Origin of the sequence: Clostridium coskatii, assembly GCF_001675205.1 — a bacterium.
GTDB lineage: Bacteria > Bacillota > Clostridia > Clostridiales > Clostridiaceae > Clostridium_B > Clostridium_B ljungdahlii.
In genome coordinates this window covers 1-1,854 of the sequence record NZ_LROR01000093.1, presented here as the reverse complement: position 1 = coordinate 1,854, position 1,854 = coordinate 1, and the positions used below count along the sequence as shown (strand labels likewise).

The 1,854-nt window shown below is 35.1% G+C and carries 3 protein-coding genes; all 3 read right to left on the bottom strand.

What is annotated here, in order from left to right; genetic code table 11:
- Positions 1-171 precede the first annotated feature (171 nt).
- Positions 172-948: a BMC domain-containing protein gene (locus CLCOS_RS19660; RefSeq protein ID WP_063602652.1), complete on the bottom strand. Its 777-nt coding sequence runs from the start codon at positions 946-948 to the stop codon at positions 172-174.
- A gap of 32 nt (positions 949-980) precedes the next feature.
- A complete protein-coding gene (locus CLCOS_RS19655) occupies positions 981-1,652 on the bottom strand; it encodes a cupin domain-containing protein (RefSeq protein ID WP_063602651.1) in 672 nt (223 codons plus the stop codon).
- Positions 1,653-1,669: 17 nt separating this feature from the next.
- The coding region (locus tag CLCOS_RS19650; protein ID WP_063602650.1) for a EutN/CcmL family microcompartment protein at positions 1,670-1,854 on the bottom strand (185 nt) is incomplete at its 5' end.

Sequence of the window (1,854 nt, the reverse complement as noted above, 5' to 3'; positions counted from 1 at the left end):
TATAGGATTTTATCAATTTGTTCTTCAGTATAATCAGCAATTTGGTCTGCTGCAATTTTTCCTAAACGTGCAAGATCTCTTGCTTCTTGTATAGAACGTAAGTCTTTATCAAAATTTTCCAATTGTGATCCCTCCAATGATTTTTTACATATGTTTAAATTTTACAACCTATTAATTATGCCCATAATATTTTCTGAATTCTACAAGCAGCAGCATTTTGTCTGCTTTAGAAATGGACCTTCCTTTGATACCAAAGTTCTTATATTTACGAGCGAGATTTCGAAGCTCTATTACCTTAAACTTACTCAAAATCTCAATAGCTTTTTCTAAACCATAGTCAAGTACCATCTTATCTACAGCTTTCCTATTTAGTTTAGTCAAATCCATTTTTAAAGGATCAGTTATTTTTTCTGGCAAAATCTCCTCATTCTCTGAATTTTCTACTGTTGAATTCTCTTCTTTAGAGTCTTCCTCTATTGGATCTTCCACTATTGAATCATCTTTTGTTGGATTTTCTATCATTGAATCCTCTTCTTTAGAATCTTCATACTCTAGTTCTTCTATTTTTAAAGAAACCTCTACTGACTCCTCTTCATTGCCCTCAACCATTGTTACCACTTTTGATTGATTTTCTTCTGGATTAACAGTTTTAATATTTCTATCTTTCAGTGGTACTGCTGATACAATTATATTATCTAATTCCTCATGTGGACGGGGAATAACATGTTGTGAAACAAGCAATGTGTCATTTATGTTTCTAACTGCCGCTCCACCAGCGTCTACAGCTGCTTTCACAGCACCCACATCACCAGTTACAACAATAGAAACAAGTCCTCCTCCTACATATGTCTTTTCTAAAAGATTCACATCTGCCGCCTTGAGCATAGCATCTGCGCTCTCAATAGCTGCAATAAGTCCTATTGTTTCGATTAACCCAAGTGCCTGCATTATTTAACCCTCCTCAACCTTGATCAGCCATTCTAATATGTAGCATAGAATGCTTTCATCTTGTCAGGTGAACCAAATGCTATCTTAGCTCCCTTAGGGAAGAATACTGAATCACCAGGATGTGCAGTATAAACTTTATTATCCACTGTTACTGTCAATGTACCCTCTATAACATAGTAAAGTTCCTGACATTCTGTTTCCCAATCAAATTTACAACTTTCAATTGTAATAAATCCGGCATTCATTGAAGAACCATCGTCTGCATTGATTATCTCCTGATAAAATACTTTGTCATCAGGATTTCCAGTATCAAGTGCTTCATATTTTACTGAACTGCCACGAACAATCTTTAAACCGATAGAGTCAGTCTCAGCAAGATAAGGCTTCTTATTGGTAATCAAATCAATCATTCCATTTAAAAGGCCTTTTTTCATCATGATCTTAAATACTTTATAAATTACTTCACTATCAATTCCATTTTCAAAAACTTTTTCAAGCTCAGAAGTTTTTGTTTCACAAGGAGTTTCCACTTCACAAGAACTTTTTGCTTCAAGGACTTGCTTTTCAATAGAAAATTCTATGCCATAACTTTTTGCTATATCTTTGGCTGATGGAGTAATAATTGCTTCACATCCAATGTACACTACTTTTTGGCCCTGCCTTTCTGCAGTCTCAACATCTTTTGCACAAATTAATTTTTTCATTCTTGTACCTCCTGAGTCTATTCTACATTGCAGTCTTCATCAATAATTCCAACAACAACTGCATCAACCTGGATGTCCTCACATTCATCTAACATTTTTCGAGCTGATGACCCGGTTGAAACAAGAACTCTATCTCCAATTCCGGCACTGATTATATCTGCAACAACTAAATGCTGACCAGCACCAGTTCCACCAATTACTT